This window comes from Nocardioides caldifontis (assembly GCF_008087345.1).
GTDB lineage: Bacteria > Actinomycetota > Actinomycetes > Propionibacteriales > Nocardioidaceae > Marmoricola_A > Marmoricola_A caldifontis.
Window position 1 is genome coordinate 145274 of the sequence record NZ_ML701737.1, and the last position, 22727, is coordinate 168000.

Below are 22727 nucleotides of genomic sequence, written 5' to 3' on the forward strand. Positions count from 1 at the left end.
GCGGGTGGTACCCCCCAGATCGGTGTACGGGCGCTCGAGGAGCGGCCGGGACCGCGGCAGCCTACCTGACCAAGATGTCCTTTTCGGACATCAGCCAGTGCGACCGGCGAGTCACACCAGTCACACGGGTCCCACCTCAGGGTCACTCAGGCGGTGCACTGGCGCAAGGCCTTGTGGTACTGCTTGCTCTCCGCGAGCGACCCCACGTCGTTGACGGGCCCGCCCGGGACGGCGTAGTAGCGGTCGTCGTAGGTCACGATGACCTGGCCCGAGCTGCACTCCTGGGTCACCGCGGCGACCACCGTGCCGTCCTCGGTGCACCCCTCGTAGGGGTCGGGGAGCTTCTCGCCGCCCCAGACCTCCTCGCAGGAGGCCGCGGCACCGGTCGGCGACTCCGTGGTCTCCGACGCGCCGTCGGCCCCGTCGCCCTCGTCCTCGCCGCAGGCGGCCAGCGCCACCAGCAGCAGGGGCGCGGCCAGCAGTGCGGTGGCGGTGCGCAGGCGGCTCATGGGGCGGAGTCTAGCCCGCGGGGTCGTCCTCGCCGGCCGCCTCACGGGGGGTGCCGCGGCCGACCAGCCGGCGGAGGAGCCGCCCCGCCCGGACCGACCTGCTGGACTCGTAGCGGGCCTGGAGGCGGGCGATCTCCTGCACCAGCTCGGCGACCGCGAGCCGCGCAGCGTCGTACTTCTCGGCTTCGGTGACCACGTCGGGCCCCTCCTCCCCCTCCGGGGGCGGGCTGGGCACCAGGTCCTCGAGCTCACCGTGGACGGCGAACCCGGACCGCCGCACGTAGTCGACCCACTCCCGCGCGAGCGCGTCGACGTGGTCGTGGAGCGGCCCCGACGGCGAGGTCGGGCGTCGGGAGACGTGCGCGGGGAGCATCCGCTGCGCGAGGCCGCGCTTGACCACCATCCGGTAGGACAGCGGGTCGAGCCGGCCGCGGAGGTCGTCGTTGACGTCGCGCAGCAGCGCGATCGCGGCGACCCCGAGCGACTCGTTGGTCCGCACCCGGCTCCGCTCGGGGGTACGCGCGGGGTCGAGCCCGACCGCCTCCGCGAACCGGCGCCACAGCTCCCACGGGTCCGCACCACGCGGCGGGCAGGTGACGACGTGGATCCGGTCGGCTCCGACCCGGTCGACCCAGGGGGCCAGCACTGCCGGCAGGTCCTGCATCCGCCAGAACCGGTGGTTGCGCTCGCCCGAGTCGAGGTCGGTGAGGAGCTGGGACGTGAACCGCTCGTAGCTGGCGCTGCTGCCGCTCTTGACCCCCTCCTGCCAGCCGGCGGGGATCTGGCGGCCGAGGTCGCGCACGGTCACCACGACGTGCACCTCGAGCCCGGACAGTGCGAGCAGCGCCGCGTCGACCTGGTCGGGCCTCATCGCGCTGAGGTTCTCGTGGCTGATCAGCGACGAGCCCGGGTGCGCCCGCGCCGGCGCGCAGACCCGTTCCCAGGCGCCGCTGACCTGCTTCTCGGTCAGCCCCCACTTCTCGTAGGTGCCGCGCAGCTCGATCGCCCCGTGGAACATCGCCTCCCGGTAGGGCAGCGGGTAGAGCAGCCCCTGCTCGGCGAGCAGCGGCCGGTTCGCCTCGAGGAGCTCCTGGAGGAAGGTCGTGCCGGTCTTGGGCAGCCCGATGTGCAGGTAGACCCGGCGGGGTGCGGCGCTCATGCGGGGTCCGGGGTCGGGGCGGCGGCTGGCGGCGCGTCGGGTGCGGCGGCTGACGGGGCGTCGGGCAGGGGCGGGAGCCGCTTGGGGCCCTCGACCTGCGTCCGCAGGGTGGCGATCTCGACGAGCATCTCGGCGATGATGCCGGGCACGTTGGCCACCAGCTCCTCCGGGCGTACGTCGTCGGGGTCGGGCGCCCCCGCCGGAGCAGCGGCCGGTCGGAGCTCGTCGAGGTCGCCGTGGACCCGGTGGCCCCGCTCGGCGACCAGCGCCGCCCACCCCTCGACGACGGCGTCGAGCCGGAGCCGCACGTCCTCCGGGGTCACCGGCCGCGCCGACTCGAACTGCGACAGCACCCGCTGGGAGAAGAACCGTTTGACCACGTGGGCGTAGTGCGGCTCGCGGAGCCGGCCGTCGAGGGCGAGCAGGACCTGCCGGAGCAGCGCGATCTCGGCGGTCCCCAGGGACTCGTTGGCCGACCGGGCCAGCCCCGGGTCCAGCGCGGCGGGGTCGAGGCCGAGCGCGTCCGCGAACCGGCGCCAGAGCGCGGTGCGGTCGCCGCCGGTGCGCGGCACGGTGACCAGGTGGACGTGCTCGGGGGCCGCGACCGGGGCCCAGCGGCGGAGCACCGCGCCGAGGTCCTGCTGCCGCCAGAAGGTCCCCTCCTCGGCGACCGGCGGGGGCTCGGTGAGCATCCGGTCGGCGAACTCCGCGAACGACCAGGGGTTGCCGTTCTTCACCGCCTCCTGCCAGAACGCGCTGGCCTGGCGGGTGAGGTCGCGCGCGGTGACCACGAGGTGCACCTCGAGGTCGCGGGTGTCCCGGACGACCCGCTCGACGGCGTCCTCACGCGCTCCGGCGAACAGCTCGTGGCTGATGATCCCGGTGCCGCCGAACCCGCGGATCCGGTCGAGCAGCTTCTGCCAGGTGCCGTCGACGACGTCACGGTCCAGCCGCCACCGCCCGTGCAGCCCGCGCAGCTCGACGGCGGCGTGGAACATGCACTCGGCCCGGATGAACGGGTAGATGAAGCCGTTCTCCTTCAGCGCCGGCCGGTTGTTCGCGAGCAGCCCCTGGAGGTACGTGGTGCCGCTCTTGGGCAGCCCCACGTGGAGGAAGAGTCGCTGGGCTGGCGTCGGCGCGGACATCGGGCGTCAGCGTAGTCCCGCGGCACCCCCGAGCCGCTGCCGGTGGCGCCGGCCCCTGTGGCACGCTCACGGGGTGTCCAGCCCCACCGACCTCGCACTGGTCGCCGAGGCCGCCCGGAAGTCGCGCGTGTGCTGGCTCGCCTGGAGCCACCCGGGCGGCGAGGTCCGTGACCGGCTCGTGTGGCACCTGTGGCACGACGACGCGCTGGTGGTCGTCGACGGCGACGACCACCAGGAGCTGCCCGGCCTGGCAGACACCACCGAGGTCCGGGTGACGCTGCGGTCGAAGGAGGCGCGCACGGCGCTCGTCTCGTGCACCGCTCACCCCGACGTGGTGCCGCCCGGGACCCCGGCCTGGGACGAGCACGCCTCGGCGCTGCTCGCCGTCCGGCTCAACCTCGCCGACCCCGCGGCGACCCGCGACGCCTGGGCCCGCGAGGCGCGCCTCGTCCGGCTCACCCCGGCCCCGTAGCCACGGGACGAGGGCCCCGGCGCACTACATTGGCTGGTGTGACCACGTCCCCGACCCGCGTCTTCGTCGGCCGCCTGGCCGGGCTGCAGGTCTTCGACCCGGCAGGCGACCAGGTCGGTCGTGTCCGCGACCTCGTCGCCGTGGTCCGCCCGGGGCAGCTGCCGCCGCGCATCGTCGGGCTCGTCGTCGAGGTCTTCGGGCGCCGCGCGATCTTCATCCCGATGACCCGGGTCACCAGCATCGACAGCGGGCAGATCATCACCACCGGTGTGGTCAACATGCGCCGCTTCGAGCAGCGCCCCAGCGAGACGCTGGTGGTCGGCGAGATGCTCGACCGCACCGTGCGGATCAAGGAGAGCGGCGTGGAGGGCACCGTCTACGACCTCGCGATCGAGCAGGAGCGCAACCGCGACTGGGTGGTCAGCCGGGTCGCGGTGCAGGAGGGGTCGCGGCGCCGCACCCGTGGGGGGTTCGGCCGGCGCGGGCAGACCCACGTCGTCGAGTGGCGCGACATCGAGGGGTTCCACTCGCCGCAGAGCCAGGGCGCCACCCACCTGCTCGCCGCGCTCGAGGAGATGAAGCCGGCCGACCTGGCCACCGTCATCCACGACCTGCCGCCGAAGCGGCGCGGCGAGATCGCGGCCGCGCTCGACGACGAGCGGCTCGCCGACGTGCTCGAGGAGCTCCCCGACGAGGACCAGGTCGAGATCCTCCGCCAGCTCGACGAGGAGCGCGCCGCGGACGTGCTCGAGGAGATGTCCGCCGACGACGCGGCCGACCTGATCGCCGACCTCCCGCCGGAGATCGCCGAGAAGCTGCTGCTGCTGATGGAGCCCGGCGAGGCCGAGGACGTGCGGCGGCTGATGACCTACGAGCAGCGGACCGCCGGCGGCATGATGACCACCGAGCCGGTGATCCTGCCGCCCGACGCGACCGTCGCCGACGCGCTGGCCCGGGTGCGCAACCCGGAGCTCACCCCCTCGCTCGCCGCCATGGTCTACGTCGTGCGCCCGCCGCTCGAGCCGCCGACCGGCAAGCTCCTCGGCGTCGCGCACATCCAGCGGCTCCTCCGCGAACCGCCGTCCACGATGCTCGGGGCGATGATCGACGGCTCCGAGGCCGACCCGCTCAAGCCGTCGGCCACCCTGGAGGACGTCGCCCGCCACCTCGCGGCGTACAACCTCGTCGCGGCGCCCGTCCTCGACGAGGACGGGCGGCTGCTCGGCGCGGTGACCGTCGACGACCTGCTCGACCACCTGCTGCCGGAGAACTGGCGCGACCGGCCGCGCGGCCTGCCGGGGAGGCTCCGTGTCCAGGCGTGAGGCGAAGGAGACGTCGCGCCGCGAGCAGCCGTCGCGCACGGCCCGGCTCGACGTCCCCCGCGACACCTCCCGGCGGCTGCTGCGGCGGCCTCGTTTCGAGGAGGACGCCTTCGGCAGGTTCGCCGAGCGGTTCGCCCGGTTCATGGGCACCGCGAGCTTCCTGCTCTACATGACGCTGTTCGTCACGCTCTGGCTGCTGTGGAACTGGCTGGCACCGGACGACGACAAGTTCGACCCGTTCCCGTTCATCTTCCTGACCCTGATGCTCAGCCTCCAGGCGTCGTACGCCGCTCCGCTGATCCTGCTCGCGCAGAACCGCCAGGAGGACCGCGACCGGGTCATCGCCGAGGGCGACCGCCGCGACAACGCCCGGGCCCGCGCCGACATGGAGTTCCTGGCCCGCGAGGTGGCGGCGCTCCGGATGGCACTGGGCGAGGTCGCCACCCGCGACTACGTCCGTTCGGAGCTGCGGACGCTGCTCACCGAGATCGAGGAGCTCACCCGCTCGGGGCGTGAGGAAGACGACGCCGGAGCCGGGGAGGCCACCGAGGAGAGGACCGTACGCTAGAGGGATGAGCTCCCCCACCACCGAGCAGGTCACCGCTGCCCTGGCCAAGGTCGACGACCCGGAGATCCGCCGCCCGATCACCGAGCTCGGCATGGTCGACGACGTCGTGATCGACCCGTCCGGCGCGGTGGTGGTGCGGATCCTGCTGACGGTGTCCGGCTGCCCGATGCGCGACCGGCTGACCAAGGACGTCACCGCCGCCGTCGCCGCGGTGCCCGGTGTCACCGGCGTCCGCGTCGACATGGGCGTGATGAACGAGGAGCAGCGCTCGGCGCTGCAGGCGACGCTGCGCGGCGGCCAGGCGGCACGAGAGATCCCGTTCGCCAAGCCCGGCTCGCTCACCAAGGTCTTCGCGATCGCCTCCGGCAAGGGCGGCGTCGGCAAGTCCTCGGTCACCGTGAACCTCGGCGTCGCGATGGCGCGCTCCGGGCTGAAGGTCGGCATCGTCGACGCCGACATCTACGGCCACTCGGTCCCCGCGATGCTCGGGGTAGCCGACTCCCGACCGACCCAGGTCGAGGACACGATCATGCCGGTCCCCACCTCCGAGGGGCCGTCGGTGATCAGCATCGGGATGCTCAAGCCGCGGCGCGACCAGGTGGTCGCGTGGCGCGGCCCGATGCTCGACCGGGCGCTCGTGCAGATGCTCTCCGACGTCTTCTGGGGCGACCTCGACGTCCTCCTGCTCGACCTGCCGCCCGGCACCGGTGACGTGGCGATCTCGCTCGGCCAGCACCTCCCCAACGCCGAGGTGGTCGTGGTGACCACCCCGCAGGAGGCGGCGGCCGAGGTCGCCGAGCGCGCCGGGACGATGGCCTCGATGATGCACCAGCGGGTCGTCGGCGTCGTCGAGAACATGTCGTTCCTCGCCTGCCCGCACTGCGCGGCCGAGGGCAAGGAGCACCGGCTCGACGTCTTCGGCTCCGGCGGTGGCGGCCGGGTGGCGCAGACCCTGTCCCAGCGGTTCGGCTACGACGTGCCGCTGCTCGGCGAGGTCGCGCTCGACACCCGGCTCCGCGAGGGCGGCGACTCGGGCCGGCCGATCGTCTCGGCCGACCCCTCGGCGCCCGCCGCGGTCACCCTCTCGGCGATCGCCGAGCGGCTCGGCGGCCGCAGCCGCAACCTGGCCGGCATGCAGCTCGGGCTCACCCCGGCGGGCAAGTTCTGAGGCTGTCGGCCATGATGTGCCCATGATGGGCATCGGGCTCGCCGAGTTCCTCGTGATCGGCGTCGTCGCGCTGCTCGTCTTCGGGCCCGACCGGCTGCCCGACTTCGCCCGCCAGGCGGGCCGGATGGTGCGTCAGGTCCGCACGCTCACGCGGCAGACCCGCGACGACATCCGCAACGAGCTCGGGCCGGAGTACGCCGACTTCGAGCTCACCGACCTCGACCCCCGCAAGGCGCTGCGCAAGCACATCATGGAGGCGTGGGAGGACGAGGACGACGAGCCCGCCCCCCGGCGGAAGGAGCGACCGCTCCGGGCCGGGGAGACGCCGCCGTACGACGTCGAGGCGACCTGAGCCTGCTCAGCCGACCTTCGCGTCGAGCCGCACGTCGACGGTGAACTGACGGTCGCCGCGCTGCGCGGTCAGCGTGATCGTCTCGCCGGGCCGGTGGGTGCGGATCGCGACGATGAGCGCGATCGCGTCCGGGACCGGGGAGCCCTCGACGGCGACCACGCGGTCGCCGTCGCGGAGCCCGGCCTGGTCGGCCGGGGTGCCGTCGGGCACCTCGACGAGGGTCGCGCCCTCGGTGGAGTTGCTGACGTCGGCGCCGATGATCGGGTACTCCGCCTCGCCCCGGCGCAGGATCTGCTGCGCGGTCACCCGCACCTGCTCCATCGGGATCGCGAACCCGACGCCGATGTTGCCGCGCTGCCCGATCGCCGGGCCACCGGTGGTGGCGATCGCGGAGTTCACGCCGACCACCTCGCCGCGGAGGTTCACCAGCGGACCACCGCTGTTGCCCGGGTTGATCGCCGCGTCGGTCTGCACCGCGTTGATGTACGACGACACGTCGCCCGCGCCGCTGGTGGTGACCGGGCGGTCGACGGCGCTGATGATCCCCGAGGTGACGGTGCTCGACAGGCCGAGCGGCGACCCGATCGCGACCACGGTCTCCCCGACGTGCATCGTCCGCGAGGAGCCGAGCGCCACGGGCTCCAGCCCGCCGGTGTTGCGGACCTCGAGCACCGCGACGTCGTACACCGGGCTGCGGCCGACGATCGTCGCCTCCCGGACCCGGCCGTCGTTGTCGACGACGGTGATCGTGCCGTCGTCGGCCGCTCCCTCGACGACGTGGTTGTTGGTGATGACGTGGCCCTCGTCGTCGACGACGAACCCGGAGCCGGTCGCGCCGGAGCCGGTCTCGTCGCCACCCGCGCCGGCCGCGCGGATCTGCACGGTGCTCGGCAGCACCTTCTCGGCGACCGCGGCCACGCTGCGGTTGTCGGGGTCGAGCGGCTCGGCGGTGCTGCTCCCCGAGAGCACGCCGTCCTCGGAGCCGGTCAGCAGCACGATCGCGCCGCCGACCAGGCCGCCGAGCAGCCCGAAGACCAGGGCGGTGCTGAGCAGGACGGGCCAGACCCAGCCGGGGACCGCTCCCTGCCGCCGTTCGGAAGGTGGTGGCGGCACCGGGGCGCCGGGGGTGGCCCAGACGTCACGGGGCTGCGACCAGCCCGGCTGCGGCTGGGGCTGGGGTGCGGGCTGGTGGAGCGCCGGAGGGGCGCCGAAGGGCGGCCCCGCGAAGGGCGGCGGGCCGTAGGGGTGGCTCTCCGGGTGGCCGTTTCCGGGCGTGCCCTGGTGGTCCTCGTGCGCCGTCGGGTCGTCGACGCGCTGGTCGTCGGGGCCGGGCGGGGTCACCGGGCCATTGTGGCCCACCGGTCGAAACGGACGGCCGGGTCGGTCAGCGCAGCGGCGCAGGGAGCCCTTCGGAGGAGCGGGAGCCGCCCGGGCCGGTGAACGTGGTGGGAGTGGGGCGGGCGCTGGGCGAGCCGCCGACGTTGGCGCCCGCGGGGGCGGAGCCGGTCTCGCCGACGACCGCGGTGAGCCCCCAGCCCATCAGCGCCACCACCGAGGCGGCGCCGACACCGATCGCGACGCCGGTCCCCCGCCGGGGGTGGCGGTAGTCGGAGACCACCGACGACCAGCCGGTGACCACCTCGCCGCGCTCGCCGGACTGCCAGCCGGAGAGGGACTCCGTGATCCGCTCGGTGGGGCACGGCGGCGCCCCGAGCGAGGCGAGCCGCTGCTTGAGCCACATCTCGCGCTCGACCTCGGCCCGGCAGCTCGCGCAGCCGAGCACGTGGCGCCAGGCCCGGTCGAGCTCGGCGGGCGGCAGCTGCCCGTCCACCATCGCCGAGACGGTGGAGCCGAGGTGCCGGGAGAACGACCGCATCACGACGGGGTCCCCGCCTGGGGCGGGACGGCGTGGTGGAGCTCCATGGGACCCGAGTATCGCTCGCGACCCCCGCTGGGCGCACGGTGGGCCAGCGCCTTGCGGAGCTGGGCACGGCCGCGGTGGATCCGCGAGCGGACGGTGCCCATCCGGACGCCGAGCACCCGGGCGATCTCCTCGTAGCTGAGCCCCTCGACGTCGCAGAGCACCACGGCGGCGCGCAGCTCCGGGGACAGCGCGGCGAGCGCGGCTTCCACGTCGGGGTCGAACAGCGAGTCGAGGACCCGCCGGTCGGACGCCGCCACGCGTAGCGGCGCCTTGGTGTCGATCCCCTCGGCGATCGGGTCGAACCGGATCCGCGAGCGGCGCCGGGCGGAGTCGAGGAACAGGTTGGTGGTGATCCGGTTGAGCCAGGCCTCGACGCTGCCGGGGCGGGTGCGGGACCAGTCGAACCCGTCGAAGGAGCGGAAGACCCGGACGAAGACCTCCTGGGTGAGGTCCTCGGCGTCGGCGCGGTTGCCGGTCAGCCGGTAGGCGAGCCGGTGGACGCGGGCGGAGTGCTGCTCGACCAGCTCCTCCCAGGTGGGGCGCTCCTGGGCAGGGTCGGTCCCCGGGGCGTCGTACGACGCGGCGGCCCGGGTGGGCTCGTCGGTCTGCGTGGTCATCGGCGTCTCCTCGTGCCGCACGGGGCGGCAGCACCACGCTAGGGACGCCGGCTGAGAGCGCGCTGAACGCTCCCCGTGGAACTGCTGCGACCCCGGCGGAGCAGCGGGCGGACGCGGGCCGGGCGTTCGGTAGAGTCCGGCTGTCACCACGCCGGGGTCACCGGTGCTGCAACGCCGCTGATGGAGGGGGCCACCCATGCCCGGACCGACCGGACTCAAGCCTGCGAGCTGGCTGCACGCCGAGGAGTTCGTCGCCGAGGACGAGGCGCTCGCCGAGGCCCGGGCCCGCGCCGCCGAGCTGGGCATCGCGCCGCTCGGCCAGGGCGCCGGCGCGGTCCTCCGGTTCCTCGCCAACCTGACCCAGGCCAAGTCGGTCGTGGAGATCGGCACCGGCACCGGCGTCTCGGGGCTGTGGCTGCTGCAGGGGATGCGCCCCGACGGCGTGCTCACCACCGTCGACACCGAGGCCGAGCACCAGCGGGTGGCCAAGAAGACCTTCGCCGCCGCCGGGATCGCCTCCCAGCGGGCCCGGCTGATCAACGGTGCCGCGCTCGACGTGCTCCCCCGGCTGACCGACGGCCACTACGACCTGGTCTTCTGCGACGGCGACAAGCGGGAGTACTCCGACTACCTCACCGAGGCGCTCCGGCTCCTCAAGCCCGGCGGCGTCGTGGCGTTCGACAACGCCCTCTGGCACGACCGGGTCGCCGACCCCGCCCAGCGCGACCCGGAGACCGTGGCGATCCGCGAGCTCGGCCGTCAGGTGCGCGAGAGCGAGGAGCTGCTGCCGGTCATGCTGCCGGTGAGCGACGGGCTGCTCGTGGCGCGCAAGCTGGCCTGAGCCGTCAGCTGCTGGGGACCCAGTAGCGCAGCTTCCCCTGGCGGGTGTCCTCGTACTGCCCGCCGGCCTTCTCGATCACCCGCCGCGAGGCGACGTTGTCGATGTCGCAGGTCACCAGCACCGGGTCGATCCCCCGCTCGGCGCAGAGCTCGAGCATGTCGAGGAGCGCCGCGGTGGCGTGCCCCTTCCCGCGCGCGGAGGGTCGGACGGCGTAGCCGATGTGACCGCCCCACTCGTGGAGCAGCTCGTTGAGCTCGTGGCGCAGCGCGATGCGGCCGACGTACTCACCGTCCTCGACCATCCACAGCTCGGTGGCCGCGACGTACGCCCGGGGGCGCGGCTCGTCGGGGTCGCGCTGCCGGAGCAGGAACCGGACGAGCTCGGCGAAGGTGTCCGGGTGGCGGAGCCCCTCGGCGGTGAAGTCGACGCCGGGGAACCGCCCCTCGGCGGGCCAGGACGGCAGCCGGAGGCTGTCGTCACCGGCGTCGTCGGCCTCGGCGAGCGCGGCGAGGTACGAGCGGTGGTACCGGACGTCGGGGTCGACCAGCCGCACGGCTCAGTAGCGGGGTGCGGCGAGGAACCCCGCGGCGCCCTCGGCGACCGCGACCACCTGGCACGGCTCGACGAGCACCGGCGGCGCGCCGACCAGCTTCGAGCCCGGCGCGTCGGCCGCGGTGGCGGTGAACTGCTCCTGGAAGGCCGCGCGGGCGGCGTCGGACTCGAAGACGTAGCACCCCTCGAACCACTCGCCCACGCGCATCCGCCAGGTCTTGAACCGCAGCCCCTCCATGCCGGTGAAGCGGGCGTGCGAGCTCTCCTCGACGTACGCCGCGAGCTCCGCCGCCGTGCCCGCGGGCGCGTCGGCGAGCGACCAGCGGACGGTGAGTCCGTGGAGCGGTGCGGTCATCGGTTCCTCCTCCGTGGCGGCGTGACGCCTGCGAGCGGCTGGCGCTGCTCGAGCCAGTGCAGCAGCGCCCGGGCGCCGAAGCCGGTCGCGCCCGCGGTCCACTCGAACGCGTCGACCGGCGAGTCGCCCACCGACGCGATGTCGAGGTGGGCCCACGGGACACCGCCGGTGAACGGGCGGAGGAACAGCGCGGCGGTGATCGCGCCAGGAGTGCCGGCCGCGTTGTCGGCGTCGGCCACCGAGGACTCGAGCAGCTCCTCGTAGTCGTCGGCCAGCGGCATCCGCCACAGCGGCTCGCCCGCGGCCCGGCCCGCGGCGAGCAGGTGGTCGGCGAGCGCGTCGTCGGAGGCGAACAGCCCGCCGGTGCGCTGCCCCAGCGAGATCTTCATGGCGCCGGTGAGGGTGGCGACGTCGACGAGGACCGTCGGCGCCAGCTTGTCGACGGCGTAGGCGAGCGCGTCGGCGAGCACCAGCCGCCCCTCGGCGTCGGTGTTGGTGACCTCGGAGGTGCGGCCGCCGTAGTGGCGGATCACGTCGCCCGGGCGAAGCGCGTTGCCGTCGACGGCGTTCTCGGCGCAGGCCAGGAGCCCGGTCACCCGGACCGGGCAGCCGACCTCGGCGAGGCTCCGCATCACCGCGAGCACGACGCCGGCGCCGGTCATGTCGCGCTTCATGTTCATCATCGCCTCGGCCGGCTTGATCGAGAGCCCGCCGGTGTCGAACGTGATCCCCTTGCCGACCAGCACGACGTGCGCGGCGCGGCGTGCACCGGTCGACGGCGTGTAGCGCAGCTCCACCAGCCGGGGCGGCGTGGCCGAGGCCTGGCCGACCCCGAGGATGCCGCCGAACCCCTCCTTGGCGAGCGCCTTCTCGTCGCGGACCGTGACCTCGAGCCCCGAGGCGGCGGCGACCTCGGTGGCCCGGTCGGCCATCCAGGCGGGGTTCTTCTCGTTGGAGGGGGTGAGCGCCAGCGACCGGGACAGCCATCCGGCGCGTCCGGACGCGAGCCCCGCGGCAAGCGCCTCGGACCGCCGGTCGGGGCTCCCCGGCTGCGCGAGCACGAAGCGACGGGCGGGGCGCTGCGGGCCCGACGTCTTCCGGTGGAAGGTGAACGACCCGAGCACCAGCCCCTCGACGAAGGCGCGCAGCCCCGCGTCGTGGGCGACCGAAGGCACGGAGGTCGCGACGCGGTCGCGGCCCCGGGTGCAGCGGGCGACGGCGGCGCCGGCGCGGCGCAGGTCGCCCGGGCGCCGGCTCCCGACGCCGACGAGCAGCACCGTGCCGGGCAGGTCGTCGTCGGCGGCGAGCACGAGGTGCTCGACGACCTCGCCGGCAGTGCCCTTGGCCTCGTGGCGCTCGAGCAGCCTCAGCAGGTCGACGCCGATGCGGTCGACGACCTCCGCGGCCCCCGGCCCGAGGACGAGCTCGTCGTCCTCCTTCTCGAACGGCAGCGCGAGCACGTCGGCGCCGGGGATCTGTGTCAGCGAGGAGCCGCTCAGCTCCACGTCGGGCAGGAGCCCGTCCCCCGTGCCGGTGTCGATGCCGGCTTCCAGCTCAGCCATCTGCGTGAGCGGCCGTCCCGGTCAGCCCACGACCTCCTTGAGGGCCGCGCCGAGGGCGCCGGCCTCGTCGGCGTTGAGCTCCACCACGAGGCGCCCGCCACCTTCGAGCGGGACGCGCATGACGATGCCGCGCCCCTCCTTGGTGACCTCGAGCGGACCGTCGCCCGTCCGCGGCTTCATGGCCGCCATCCGAACACCTCTTCCTACAAGCTCTCGTCGGCCTGGCGCGCGCCCTCAGGACCCCTCCGGCGACGCATGACGATCCATTATCGCCCACATGACCAATCCGTGGGCAAACGACCCGGGAACCGTCCTGATTCCGTGATCAGCCGGCCCGTCGGGCCACGCAGTCGGCGAGGTGGTCGTCGACCATCCCGGTGGCCTGCATCAGGGCGTACGCCGTCGTGGGGCCGACGAACCGGAAGCCGCGCCGCTTGAGCTCCTTGGCCATCGCCGTCGACTCCGGGGTGGTCGCCGGGACGTCGGCGAGCGTGCGGGGCGCCGGGCGACCGGGCGGCGGCGCGAACGACCAGAGCAGCTCGGTCAGCCCGCCGTCGAGCTCGACCACCGCCCGGGCGTTGTGGATCGCGGCCTCCACCTTGGCCCGGTTGCGGACGATCGCGGTGTCGGAGAGCAGCCGGTGCACGTCGGCGTCGTCGTAGCCCGCGACCGCCGCCGGGTCGAACCCGTCGAACGCCCGGCGGAACCCGTCGCGCTTGCGGAGGATCGTCAGCCACGACAGCCCTGACTGGAACGCCTCGAGGGTCAGCCGCTCGTAGAGCTCGCGGTCACCGCGGAGCGGCCGGCCCCACTCCTCGTCGTGGTAGGTGACGTAGTCCGGCGTCGACAGTGCCCAGGGGCACCGCGGGACGCCGTCCGGCCCGACCTCGGTCACGGGGCCGCCGGTGGAGCCTCGGGCGTGCCAGGAGCGGTGGGCGACCCGCTCGCCGGCTCCTCGGCAGCGGCCCGCTGCTCGAGCTCGTCGGCCAGCCGCTCGAGCAGCGCGTCGACCTCGGCCGCCCGGTAGCCGCGCAGCGCGGTGCTGAACCGGACCCGGCGCAGGTCGGCCGCGGTGAGCGGCCGGTCGGCCGGCACCAGCGCGTCGGGGCGGTCGTCGTGGACCTCGGTCATGCTGCCGCCCCGGCCGGTCGCGACGACCGCGGTGGCGCCGAGGGCGACCACGACCACGAGCGCGAAGAGCCACGTCATCGCTGGGTGCCCCGGAGCCGCTGCTCGGCGGCGTCGGCCATGATCCGTGCCGCCTCGGCCGGGTCGTCGGTGAGCTGCAGCAGGTCGAGGTCCTCCGGGCTGATCGTGCCGAGGCCGAGCGGCTGCTCGCGGAGCCAGTCGAGCAGCCCGGACCAGTAGGAGGTGCCGACCAGCACGATCGGGAACGACGTCACCTTCCCGGTCTGCACGAGGGTGAGCGCCTCGAACAGCTCGTCGAAGGTGCCGAAGCCGCCCGGGAGGACGACGAACCCTTGGGAGTACTTCACGAACATCGTCTTGCGGACGAAGAAGTAGCGGAAGTTGACGCCGAGCTCGACCCAGCGGTTCATCCCCTGCTCGCGGGGCAGCTCGATCCCGAGCCCGACCGAGGTGCCCTCGGCCTCGCAGGCGCCCTTGTTGGCCGCCTCCATCGCGCCGGGCCCGCCGCCGGTGACCACGGCGAACCCCACCTCGGCGAGGTGGCGGCCCACCTCCTCGGCCAGCGCGTAGACCGGGTCGTCGGGCTTGGTGCGCGCCGAGCCGAACACCGACACCGCCGGGCCGAGCTCGGCGAGCGCCCCGAAGCCGTCGACGAACTCGCTCTGGATCCGCAGCACGCGCCACGGATCGGTGTGCACCCAGTCGGCCGGGCCGCGGCTGTCGAGCAGCCGCTGGTCGGTCGTCGAGCCGCCCCGCGTGGAGCGCTTCACCTGCTGCCCCCGCAGCTGGACGCGCCCCACGGTGCGCTCGAACCTCTCCTCGGTCATCGTGGCTCCCCCTCCGTCGTCGTGGCTGTCCCCGGGCTGTCCCCCGGCCCCGGCTGCTCCAACCACCGTCGCAGCCGGTCGGTGACCGTCACGACCTGGTCGACGGGCACGTGCTCGTCCTGCTTGTGCGCGAACATCGGGTTGCCGGGACCGTAGTTCACGGCGGGCACCCCGAGTGCGGTGAACCGCGCGACGTCGGTCCAACCGAACTTCGGGTTCACCTGCCCGCCCACGGCCTCCACGAAGGCCGCGGCTGCGGGCACCGCGAGGCCGGGGAGCGCGCCGGGCGCCGAGTCGGTCACCACCACGTCGTACCCCTCGAAGAGGGAGCGGACGAAGGCCAGGGCCTCCTCCTCGGTGCGGTCGGGGGCGAACCGGTGGTTGATCGTCACCACGCACCGGTCCGGGACGACGTTGCCGGCGACCCCTCCGGAGATGAAGACCGCGTTGAGCCCCTCGTGGTACTCCAACCCGTCGATCACCGGGCGGCGCGGCTCGTGGGCGCGGAGCCGGTCGAGGATGTCACCGGCCGCGTGGATCGCGTTGCTCCCCATCCAGCTGCGGGCCGAGTGCGCGCGCTCGCCGCGCGCGGTCACCTCCACCCGCAACGTGCCCTGGCAGCCGGCCTCCACCACGCCGTCGGAGGGCTCCATCAGCACCGCGAAGTCGGCCTCCAGGAGCTCGGGACGCTCGCGCGCCAAGCGGTTGAGCCCGTTGAGCTCCGCCTCGACCTCCTCGCACTCGTAGAACAGGTAGGTCACGTCGCGCACCGGCTCGGTCACCGTGGCCGCGAGGTGGAGCCCCACGGCCACGCCGCCCTTCATGTCGCAGCTGCCGAGCCCGTGGAGGATCCCGCCCTCGAGCCGGGACGGCAGGTTGTCGTTGACCGGGACCGTGTCGAGGTGGCCGGCGAGGACCACCCGCTCCGGCCCGCCGAGCCGGGTGCGGGCCACGACGTTGTTGCCGATGCGGAGCACCTCGAGGTGCGCGCACTCCTGCAGCGCGCGCTCCACGGCGTCGGCGATGCGTTGCTCGTCACCGCTCACCGACGGGATGTCGACGAGCGCGGCGGTCAGGGCGACCGGGTCCGACGCGAGGTCCAGGGAGTCCATGCCGACCATCCAACCAACCCGCTCCGACAGTTGTCGCCGGTCGGCCCGACTGGCGTCGGAGCCGTTGCCGCGCTTCGCTACCTTTGGCCGCGTGAGCGCCGCCGCCCCCTCCCAGACTCCAGACCGTCCCTCCCGCGCCGGGGGCTTCGGGATCGCGACCGTGGCCGAAGGCAGCGGCGCGGTCCTCGACGTGTGGTACCCCGAGCCGGTGCTCGGCGAGGTGCCGCAGGAGGCGCCGGACGGGCTGGCCGCGCTGGAGGGCGCCGACGAGCTGCGCGGCGTGCGCCGCGAGCTGGTGCGCACCGTCGTCGACGACCTCCAGGCGCCCCCGGCGGACACCCCGGACGTCTGGCTCCGGCTCCACCTGCTCAGCCACCGGCTGGTGCGGCCGCACACCGTCAACCTGGACGGGATCTTCGGGCTCCTCACCAACGTCGTGTGGACGAGCGCCGGCCCGTGCGCCGTCGACGGCTTCGAGCTGACCCGGGCCCGGCTGCGGGGGGCCGGCCAGCAGGTCTCGGTGTACGGCGTCGACAAGTTCCCCCGGATGACCGACTACGTCGTCCCCACTGGCGTCCGCATCGCCGACGCCGACCGCGTGCGGCTCGGGGCCCACCTCGCCTCCGGCACGACCGTGATGCACGAGGGGTTCGTCAACTACAACGCCGGCACGCTCGGCGCCTCCATGGTGGAGGGGCGGATCAGCGCCGGGGTCGTCGTCGGCGACGGCTCCGACATCGGCGGCGGCGCGTCGATCATGGGGACCCTCTCGGGCGGCGGCAAGGAGGTCATCTCGATCGGCGAGCGGTGCCTCCTCGGCGCCAACGCCGGCATCGGGATCTCGCTCGGCGACGACTGCGTCGTCGAGGCCGGCTGCTACGTCACCGCCGGCTCCAAGGTGGCCGTCCTCGACGGCGACGCACCGCGCACGGTCAAGGCGGCCGAGCTCTCCGGTGCGAGCAACGTGCTCTTCCGACGCAACTCGGTCAGCGGCGCCCTCGAGGCGGTGCCGTGGAAGCGGCAGGGCATCGAGCTCAACGCCGCCCTGCATGCGAACGACTGACCCGGCTCGCCCATCGCGGAGGACCGAGGCGGGAATGGCCCGGCTCCTCGTCGCGCTCGTGGCCGTCGTCGTGCTGGCCGCCGCGGGCGGGCTCCTGGTGTGGCTCGGCGCCGGCCCCCTGCCCGACCCGGAGGGGTGCACCGCCGAGGTCGACGGCACCGAGGTCGAGCTCACCACCACCCAGTCGGAGAACGCCGCGCTGATCGCCGCGGTCGCCGTCCGGCGCGGGCTGCCGGCCCGCGCGGTGTCGATCGCGCTCGCCACCGCGTTCCAGGAGAGCAAGCTCCGCAACATCGACTACGGCGACCGGGACTCCGTCGGCCTCTTCCAGCAGCGGCCGAGCCAGGGGTGGGGCACCGAGGAGCAGCTGCTCGACCCGACGTATGCCGCCAACGCCTTCTACGACGAGCTCGTCGAGGTCGAGGGCTACGAGGAGATGCGGATCACCGAGGCCGCCCAGGCGGTGCAGCGGTCGGGGTTCCCGGAGGCCTACGAGGAGCACGCCGAGGGTGCCCGGGCGCTCGCGTCGGCACTGACCGGGTGGAGCCCGGCACGGTTCTCCTGCGTCGCCTCCGACCCGTCGGTCTCCGCGGAGAGCGAGGGACCTTCGGGGCTCACGCCGCGCGCGGAGCGGGTGCGCGAGCGGCTCGTCGAGGTGTTCGGCGAGCTGCCGCTGGGCGGGTTCGAGCCGGGCGGCGTCGACACCGGCCACATGGAGGGATCCGCGCACTACGAGGGGCGGGCGATCGACGTCTTCGTGCGGCCGGTGAACGACGCCAACAAGCGGCGCGGGTGGGCGATCGCGTCGTACCTCGTGGCGCACGCGGTCGACCTCGAGCTCGACCACGTCATCTTCGACGGCCGGATCTGGAGCGCCGGGCGCCGCTCGGAGCAGGGGTGGCGGGAGTACTCCCCCTCCTCGGCCGAGGACGCCGAACCCCGGACCCGCGCGATCCTGCTGCACCGCGACCACGTCCACGTCGACGTGGCCGAAGGGGACTGACGGGTCCCCTGCCCCGGGACCAGTCCCCGGTTCGGCGCCTCGTCGGACAACCCGCCCCGATCCACCGGACCTAGGTCCCGAGTCGCCCACGATGGATTGAGACCGGTGTCCGGTTTGCCCAGACTGATCACCACGAGGCGGCCACGGAAGGCCGCCGCCGAGGTCCGGGGGTTCTCATGGGTCAGTCGTCGATGCTCTACACGATGGGGATGGCGCTCGACCGCGCCGCCGAGAACGGGTACGACGTGACGCTGCTCGTCGAGGGCACCTGGCTCAGCGGCCGCATCGCCGCCAACGACGGCACCGGCGTGGTGGTCGAGGGGTTCGAGGGCGAGCACTGCGTGATCCGGACCGAGCGGATCTCCGCGGTGAAGGTGCTCGCGGCCTCGCCGTACCAGTCGATCAGCGGCGCCCGTCCGATGGGCTCGCACGTCAACCCGCAGCCCGCCTACGCCTGACCTGGAGCCGTGGTCGTACGACGAGCACGTGAACGAGCTCTCACCGGTTCCGCGTCGTACGGCGTCAAAGCTCGTTCACCTGTGCCGACCCCGGTCCATCCTCGGGCGACGGGCGTCAGGCGAGCCACTCGGCGGCGGCCGCGACGCGCTCGTCCGTCGCGGTGAACGCGACCCGGACGTGCCGCGCCCCCCGGCGGCCGTAGAAGTCTCCTGGCGCCACCAGGATCCCCCGGTCCGCGAGCCAACCGACCGTCGTCCAGCAGGGCTCGTCGCGGGTGGCCCAGAGGTACAGCGACGCCTCGGAGTGGTCGATCCGGAACCCCGCGCCCTCGAGCGCCCGGCGGAGGACGGCCCGGCGGGCGGCGTACCTCGCGTGCTGCTCCTCGACGTGCGCGTCGTCCTCGAGCGCGGCCTGCATGGCCACCTGCTGCGGCGCCGGCACCATCAGCCCGAGGTTCTTGCGGACCGCGAGGAGCTCGGCGACCACGGACCGGTCGCCGGCGACGAACGCGGCACGGTAGCCGGCGAGGTTCGACCGCTTCGACAGCGAGTGGACCGCGAGGATCCCGGTGTGGTCGCCGCCGCTGACGTCGGGGTGGAGCACCGACCAAGGGCGCGGCTCCTCCCAGGAGCTCTCGAGGTAGCACTCGTCGGAGACCAGCAGCGCACCGCGCTCGCGGCACCAGGCGACGACCTTGCGCAGGTGGTCGACCGGCAGCACCCGGCCGGTCGGGTTCGACGGCGAGTTGACCCACACCAGGGAGACCGGCTGGGGGCCGAGGGCGGTGAGCGAGTCCGACGGGACGGCGGTGGCGCCGGCGAGCGCCGCGCCCACCTCGTAGGTCGGGTAGGCGAGCTCGGGGTAGACGACGGTGTCGCCGGGTCCGAGCCCGAGGTGGCCGGCGAGCGAGGCGATCAGCTCCTTCGAGCCGATCGTCGGGAGCACCTGGTCGGGGGCGAGCCCGGTGACGCCGAACCGCCGCGCCAGCCAGTCGACGCACGCCGCCCGGAGCTCCGGACGCCCGACGGTCAGCGGGTAGCCCGGCGCGTCCGCGGCGGCCGCGAGCGCCTCACGGACGACCGTGGGCGTCGGGTCGACGGGGGTGCCGACGGAGAGGTCGACGATGCCGCCCGCGTGGCTCCGGGCCCGCTCGGCCATCGGGACGAGCTTGTCCCAGGGGAAGTCGGGGAGCCGGCCGGAAACCGGACGTGCCGCCCACCGGGGACCGGGGGACGGCACGACGGAGGCTGGGCCGGAGCCGGAGCTCACTCCTGGTTTTCCTGCGGCGGCAGCGCGGCGACCAGCGGGTGGTCCTTGTCGATGACGCCCATCTTCGCGGCGCCACCGGGCGACCCCAGGTCGTCGAAGAACTCCACGTTGGCGTTGTAGAAGTCCTTCCACTGCTCCGGGGTGTCGTCCTCGTAGTAGATCGCCTCGACCGGGCAGACCGGCTCGCAGGCACCGCAGTCGACGCACTCGTCGGGGTGGATGTAGAGCATCCGCTTGCCCTCGTAGATGCAGTCGACGGGGCACTCGTCGACACACGCGCGGTCCTTGAGGTCCACGCAGGGCTGTGCGATGACGTAGGTCACCTGTCTCCTCCTCGTCAGCGGTCGCGGCTCGCACCGCGGGGGCCAGCCTAGTATCCGCAGCGGGCCGGACCCACCTGGCCCCTGGCACCCGTCATTGAACCGGAAACGAGGGTCACCGTGGCGACCGATCCAACCAGCGGGCAGCCGCCGCCGTCGGCGCCGGCCTCCGGGCTCGGGCCGCACTGCCTCGGCAGCCGCGTGGTCGTCCGCCACACGCTGCCCGGGACAGGGCCGAGCGGTGGCCCCGTCCTCAACGACGTGCTCGGCGTGCTCGAGGAGTGGGGCGCCACGACCCTGACCGTACGCCGGGAGGACGGCTCGTCCGTCGTCGTCGACCGGTCCACCGTGGTGGCCGGCAAGCCGGTGCCCCCCCGGCCGCCGGTCCGGCTCCGGGTCCCGGTCGACGTGGCCGAGCGGCGGGCGGTCGACGGCTGGCCCCCGCTGGAGCGGGTCGACCTCGGCGAGTGGGTGCTGCGCGCCTCGGAGGGGTTCTCGGCGCGGGCCAACTCCGCGCTGCTGGTCGGCGAACCAGGGGCGGCCTGGCCGGAGGCCGTGGCGCGGGTGCGGCGGTTCTACGACGAGCGGGCGCTGCTGGCCCGGGCGCAGGTGGTCGCCGGCTCGGAGCAGGAGGCGCGGCTCCGCGAGGAGGGGTGGCAGCCCTCCCCCGGCTACGCGACGACGGTGTCGTTCCTGATCGGCGGCGTGGCGGGCGTGCGCCGAGCCTTGCGCGGGGCTCCTGACGTGGACGTCGCGCTCGACGGCCGGGTCACGGCACAGTGGCTCGCCGACGACGAGCGGGCGCAGCGGTTCCTGGAGCCGGCGACGCGCGTGCTGGAGGGCCCGGAGGAGGTCGTCTTCGCCTCGGTCGTCGAGGACGGGACCGTGGTCGCGAAGGGACGGGCCTCCCTGTCGGTGCGCGCCGACGTCTGGGCCGGGGTCACCGACGTGCACGTGGCCCCGTCGCACCGGCGCGGCGGGCTGGCCGGCGCGGTGATGCAGGCGCTGCTCGGGTGGGCCGCCGAGCGGGGCGCCACCGCGGCGTACCTCCAGGTGCGGGGCGACAACGACGCCGCGCTGGCGCTCTACGACCGGATCGGGTTCGTCGAGCACCACCGCACCTGGTACCTCTCCCCCTGAGCGCCGAGTCGTCGCATCTTCACGGTGACGATGCGACGACTCGAGGTGCGATCGGCGTGAAGATGCGACGACTCGGCGGGTCAGCGGCAGATGACGGTGTCCGAGGCGATGTAGGTGGTGTGCATCTTCTCGGTGTGGTGGATCTCCGACTCGCCGGCCTTGCGGAAGACCCGGGTGACGTCGACCTGGAACCCGGAGTAGCCGGTGTTCGGGACGCAGTCGTCGCCGGTCAGCGTCTGCGTGCCGGGCGAGGTGTAGGCGTAGCGCTCGGAGGTCAGCGCCTGGATGTCCCACACCTTCGTCGAGAACATCCGGACCGTGAGCGACCCTGAATTCGACCAGCTGCTCGGCGTGTGGATCGTCTGGATCAGCACGCCGTAGTCGGTGTCGTTGCGGAACCTCAGGTCGACCGTGGGCCAGGCGACCGTCGCCTCGCGGCCGACCGGGTAGCGGTCGATGTAGACCGAGTGCGGCTTGTGCTCGATGTCCTCGAGGCCGGCGAAGAACGCGGCGTTGAACGTGGTCGTCGCGACCTGGCTGACGCCGCCGCCGTAGTCCTCCTTGAACAGTCCGTTGCTGATGATCGTGCCGCGGGCGAAGCCGTTCTCCGCGGTTCGCTCGCCCACGATCTCGTTGAGGCTGAAGGTCTCCCCCGGCTTCAGCAGGGTCCCGTCGATCAGCTCGGCGGCGCGGCCGATGTTGATGTTGCGGTACTCCGCGTGGGGGTAGTAGGTCGTGAACTGAGAGACCTTCTGCTTCACGCCCAGGGCGCGGACGTCCTTGACGGTCACCTCGGGCGGGGTGTCGACCGTGGGCAGCCGGGCCGCCCGCCGCTCGCTCACCACCAGCGCCAGGAAGCTGTCGCCGAGCCGCTCGTCGTCCACCGCGCGGCCGGCCCGCCCGGGCACCACCTTCGGCCGCCCGTCGACGACCCGGACGGTGGCGTCCTGGGGCCCCTGGAGCACGTCCTCGAGCAGCGGGTCGAGGAGGCTGCGGAGCCGGTCGACGTCGACCGCCGGCTCCAGCACACCGTCGCGGACCTCCATCGAGAGCGCGGATGCGTAGTCGGCCGGGTCGAGCGAGACCCGCTGGCCGGCCGCCCGGTAGGTGACCGGTCCGTCCATCGCCGGGTCGGCGAACTCCCGCATCGCGGCGGTGACGGCGGGGACGTCCAGCTCCGGCTCGACGTCGACCAGGTCGAGCCGCACCGGCTCGCCGTCGGACGGGAAGGCGGCGACGACCGCCTCGGAAGCAGCGGCCACGTCGAGCCCGCTGCCGGCCTCGGGGAAGGTCGCCTCGGGGCCCGACGCCTCGAACCGGACCGCGCCCTCCACGGGCGGCTCGCCGACCTCCTCGGAGATCTCCTGGAGCCGCTCCTCCAGGACACCCGATCCGGTGGTGACCACGGCGGGGTACTCCTCCCCGCCGACGAGGGTCTCCCACATCTCGGCGACGCTCCACGTGCGGCCGACGGGCACCTGGTCGACCGACGCCGCGACGTCGACGTCGAGCCCGAGCTGGGCCGGCTCGAGGTCGAACGTGCGGCCGTCGACGTCGAGCGTGATCGGGCGGTCGATGCGCTCCCCGAGCCGCTCCCGCAGGACCTGCTCGGCGCGGTCGGGCTTGAGGCCGCCGACCTCCACGCCGGCGATCCGCGTGTCCTCGGGGAGCCGGTCGCTGGCGAACGCCAGCCCGGCGACGTAGAGCCCGCCGACCACGAGGACGACGGCCAGCAGCAGCCACCGCAGGAACCGTCGGTCACGCTTGCCAGGGTCCGACGACGGCTCGTCGTCGGCGATGTCGTCGAGGAACAGCCGGTCGGTCACGCCCCCAAGGCTA

General features: G+C 73.9%; 27 protein-coding genes. 10 read left to right on the forward strand and 17 right to left on the reverse strand.

The features are described from left to right. Window positions 1-146: 146 nt before the first annotated feature. Genes FIP57_RS06380 through FIP57_RS06390 form a run of 3 tightly spaced genes read right to left on the reverse strand, consistent with a single transcriptional unit; the run spans window position 147 to window position 2813 of the window. Entirely contained in the window at window positions 147-509 is a 363-nt protein-coding gene (locus FIP57_RS06380) for a hypothetical protein (protein WP_148572699.1), read from the reverse strand. A 10-nt stretch (window positions 510-519) separates the two neighbouring features. Beyond that, entirely contained in the window at window positions 520-1668 is a 1149-nt protein-coding gene (locus FIP57_RS06385) for a hypothetical protein (RefSeq protein ID WP_148572700.1), read from the reverse strand. Then, a complete protein-coding gene (locus tag FIP57_RS06390; RefSeq protein ID WP_148572701.1) occupies window positions 1665-2813 on the reverse strand; it encodes a hypothetical protein in 1149 nt (382 codons plus the stop codon). Before FIP57_RS06390 ends, FIP57_RS06385 begins: the two co-directional genes overlap by 4 nt. Window positions 2814-2886: 73 nt before the next feature. On the opposite strand from FIP57_RS06390, the gene FIP57_RS06395 reads away from it, so the two are divergent. The 5 genes from FIP57_RS06395 to FIP57_RS06415 are packed head-to-tail and all read left to right on the forward strand — an operon-like array spanning window position 2887 to window position 6695. Continuing rightward, a complete protein-coding gene (locus FIP57_RS06395) occupies window positions 2887-3285 on the forward strand; it encodes a hypothetical protein (RefSeq protein WP_148572702.1) in 399 nt (132 codons plus the stop codon). Window positions 3286-3323: 38 nt separating this feature from the next. Further along, window positions 3324-4607 (forward strand): magnesium transporter MgtE N-terminal domain-containing protein, encoded by a 1284-nt coding sequence (locus FIP57_RS06400; protein WP_148572703.1) that lies wholly within the window; start codon window positions 3324-3326, stop codon window positions 4605-4607. Beyond that, on the forward strand, window positions 4594-5175 hold the full coding sequence (locus FIP57_RS06405) for a DUF1003 domain-containing protein (protein ID WP_148572704.1): 582 nt from the start codon (window positions 4594-4596) through the stop codon (window positions 5173-5175). The genes FIP57_RS06400 and FIP57_RS06405 overlap by 14 nt, the downstream gene beginning before the upstream one ends. A 4-nt stretch (window positions 5176-5179) precedes the next feature. Then, window positions 5180-6343, forward strand: coding sequence for an Mrp/NBP35 family ATP-binding protein (locus FIP57_RS06410; protein WP_148572705.1), 1164 nt, complete (start codon window positions 5180-5182; stop codon window positions 6341-6343). A 22-nt stretch (window positions 6344-6365) separates the two neighbouring features. Then, entirely contained in the window at window positions 6366-6695 is a 330-nt protein-coding gene (locus FIP57_RS06415) for a sec-independent translocase (RefSeq protein ID WP_148572706.1), read from the forward strand. A gap of 6 nt (window positions 6696-6701) precedes the next feature. On the opposite strand, the gene FIP57_RS06420 is transcribed toward FIP57_RS06415, so the two are convergent. From FIP57_RS06420 to FIP57_RS06430, 3 genes are read right to left on the reverse strand one after another with little or no spacing between them, the layout of a single operon-like run. Beyond that, entirely contained in the window at window positions 6702-8036 is a 1335-nt protein-coding gene (locus FIP57_RS06420; protein WP_148572707.1) for a S1C family serine protease, read from the reverse strand. 43 nt (window positions 8037-8079) lie between these two features. Beyond that, window positions 8080-8571 carry an anti-sigma factor family protein gene (locus FIP57_RS06425; protein ID WP_148572708.1) on the reverse strand — a complete coding sequence of 164 codons (492 nt, stop codon included), beginning with the start codon at window positions 8569-8571 and terminating at the stop codon, window positions 8080-8082. Beyond that, window positions 8571-9236, reverse strand: coding sequence for a sigma-70 family RNA polymerase sigma factor (locus tag FIP57_RS06430; protein WP_148572709.1), 666 nt, complete (start codon window positions 9234-9236; stop codon window positions 8571-8573). Before FIP57_RS06430 ends, FIP57_RS06425 begins: the two co-directional genes overlap by 1 nt. A gap of 196 nt (window positions 9237-9432) precedes the next feature. On the opposite strand from FIP57_RS06430, the gene FIP57_RS06435 reads away from it, so the two are divergent. Next, window positions 9433-10077, forward strand: coding sequence for an O-methyltransferase (locus tag FIP57_RS06435; protein WP_148572710.1), 645 nt, complete (start codon window positions 9433-9435; stop codon window positions 10075-10077). Between the two features lie 4 nt (window positions 10078-10081). Here FIP57_RS06435 and FIP57_RS06440 read toward each other — a convergent pair whose 3' ends face one another. The 8 genes from FIP57_RS06440 to dapE all read right to left on the reverse strand — a co-directional run bounded on the left by FIP57_RS06440 (window position 10082) and on the right by dapE (window position 15634). Beyond that, complete coding sequence (locus tag FIP57_RS06440) at window positions 10082-10630, reverse strand: GNAT family N-acetyltransferase (protein WP_148572711.1); 549 nt, start codon at window positions 10628-10630, stop codon at window positions 10082-10084. Between the two features lie 3 nt (window positions 10631-10633). Then, the gene (locus FIP57_RS06445) at window positions 10634-10984 is read right to left on the reverse strand and encodes a hypothetical protein (RefSeq protein ID WP_148572712.1); all 351 of its coding nucleotides are present in this window, start codon (window positions 10982-10984) and stop codon (window positions 10634-10636) included. After that, window positions 10981-12546, reverse strand: a complete 1566-nt coding sequence (locus FIP57_RS06450) for a leucyl aminopeptidase family protein (protein WP_148572713.1) — start codon at window positions 12544-12546, stop codon at window positions 10981-10983. Before FIP57_RS06450 ends, FIP57_RS06445 begins: the two co-directional genes overlap by 4 nt. A gap of 21 nt (window positions 12547-12567) precedes the next feature. Beyond that, a complete protein-coding gene (locus FIP57_RS06455) occupies window positions 12568-12735 on the reverse strand; it encodes a DUF3117 domain-containing protein (protein ID WP_148572714.1) in 168 nt (55 codons plus the stop codon). Window positions 12736-12871: 136 nt separating this feature from the next. Then, a complete protein-coding gene (locus FIP57_RS06460) occupies window positions 12872-13441 on the reverse strand; it encodes a DNA-3-methyladenine glycosylase I (protein WP_148572715.1) in 570 nt (189 codons plus the stop codon). After that, window positions 13438-13755 (reverse strand): DivIVA domain-containing protein, encoded by a 318-nt coding sequence (locus tag FIP57_RS06465; protein WP_148572716.1) that lies wholly within the window; start codon window positions 13753-13755, stop codon window positions 13438-13440. Before FIP57_RS06465 ends, FIP57_RS06460 begins: the two co-directional genes overlap by 4 nt. Beyond that, window positions 13752-14522 (reverse strand): LOG family protein, encoded by a 771-nt coding sequence (locus tag FIP57_RS06470; protein WP_148572717.1) that lies wholly within the window; start codon window positions 14520-14522, stop codon window positions 13752-13754. Before FIP57_RS06470 ends, FIP57_RS06465 begins: the two co-directional genes overlap by 4 nt. Continuing rightward, window positions 14519-15634: a succinyl-diaminopimelate desuccinylase gene (gene dapE / locus FIP57_RS06475; protein ID WP_148572718.1), complete on the reverse strand. Its 1116-nt coding sequence runs from the start codon at window positions 15632-15634 to the stop codon at window positions 14519-14521. The genes FIP57_RS06470 and dapE overlap by 4 nt, the downstream gene beginning before the upstream one ends. A 91-nt stretch (window positions 15635-15725) precedes the next feature. Here dapE and dapD point away from each other — a divergent pair, with 91 nt between their 5' ends. From dapD to FIP57_RS06490, 3 genes are all read left to right on the forward strand, one after another. Continuing rightward, window positions 15726-16697: a 2,3,4,5-tetrahydropyridine-2,6-dicarboxylate N-succinyltransferase gene (dapD, locus tag FIP57_RS06480; RefSeq protein ID WP_238993326.1), complete on the forward strand. Its 972-nt coding sequence runs from the start codon at window positions 15726-15728 to the stop codon at window positions 16695-16697. A 34-nt stretch (window positions 16698-16731) separates the two neighbouring features. Next, window positions 16732-17700 (forward strand): VldE C-terminal domain-containing protein, encoded by a 969-nt coding sequence (locus tag FIP57_RS24410; RefSeq protein WP_238993327.1) that lies wholly within the window; start codon window positions 16732-16734, stop codon window positions 17698-17700. Between the two features lie 176 nt (window positions 17701-17876). Further along, window positions 17877-18158: a hypothetical protein gene (locus FIP57_RS06490; protein ID WP_148572721.1), complete on the forward strand. Its 282-nt coding sequence runs from the start codon at window positions 17877-17879 to the stop codon at window positions 18156-18158. Window positions 18159-18273: 115 nt separating this feature from the next. Here the strand turns inward: FIP57_RS06490 and dapC are convergent, their stop codons facing one another. Then, a complete protein-coding gene (dapC, locus tag FIP57_RS06495; protein WP_275266137.1) occupies window positions 18274-19398 on the reverse strand; it encodes a succinyldiaminopimelate transaminase in 1125 nt (374 codons plus the stop codon). A 26-nt stretch (window positions 19399-19424) separates the two neighbouring features. Continuing rightward, window positions 19425-19751, reverse strand: a complete 327-nt coding sequence (fdxA, locus tag FIP57_RS06500; protein ID WP_148572723.1) for a ferredoxin — start codon at window positions 19749-19751, stop codon at window positions 19425-19427. A 117-nt stretch (window positions 19752-19868) separates the two neighbouring features. Between fdxA and FIP57_RS06505 the strand changes: the two genes are divergently transcribed. After that, entirely contained in the window at window positions 19869-20888 is a 1020-nt protein-coding gene (locus tag FIP57_RS06505) for a GNAT family N-acetyltransferase (RefSeq protein WP_148572724.1), read from the forward strand. Window positions 20889-20968: 80 nt separating this feature from the next. Here FIP57_RS06505 and FIP57_RS06510 read toward each other — a convergent pair whose 3' ends face one another. Next, entirely contained in the window at window positions 20969-22714 is a 1746-nt protein-coding gene (locus FIP57_RS06510; RefSeq protein ID WP_148572725.1) for a VanW family protein, read from the reverse strand. Between the last annotated feature and the right edge of the window lie 13 nt (window positions 22715-22727).